This window comes from Klebsiella sp. C349492, assembly GCF_042055345.1.
Classification (GTDB): Bacteria; Pseudomonadota; Gammaproteobacteria; order Enterobacterales; family Enterobacteriaceae; genus Klebsiella; species Klebsiella scottii.
Genome location: NZ_JANQCE010000030.1, coordinates 1 through 442 on the forward strand (window position 1 = coordinate 1; position 442 = coordinate 442).

The 442-nt window shown below is 46.6% G+C and carries 1 protein-coding gene; it reads left to right on the top strand.

Annotation, left to right across the window (positions count from 1 at the left end; translation table 11 throughout):
- Window positions 1-360: ANR family transcriptional regulator (locus NWP14_RS27825; protein WP_375216324.1), on the top strand; the 360-nt coding region annotated here is incomplete at its 5' end.
- Window positions 361-442: the final 82 nt, after the last annotated feature.

Sequence of the window (442 nt, forward strand, 5' to 3'; positions counted from 1 at the left end):
GTCATCGGCGGCGATGTTAAGACTGTCAGCGCGTTGTTGAGCTACGGTATCAAGAGCGGATGGATTGAAACGTCATGGCGTGGGAATAAACGCACGTACCGTTATATCGGCAAAGATTCAGCCATTAGTGTGCCTATTGCCAATATTGATATTTATGAATTGGGTGTCAAACCCACTGATGATTTTAAATCGCTCAGTGAGCGTGCATGCCAATTAGAACGAAGTAATGAATTAGTTAATGCTGGCCAGGTATGGCTTGTTGCTGCCGAACTCGCCAAAAACCCAATTAATAGTGACTGGTGCCGTGCTCGTGCCGCTTTTTGCTCTATCAGCAGGAAAGTACCGGAGGTGGCGGAATGAAACGCTATACACCGGATTGCTCAATTCATATGTCGCATGAAATTGCGTTTATGCGAGAAATCCCGCTGGGCTCATATGTGGA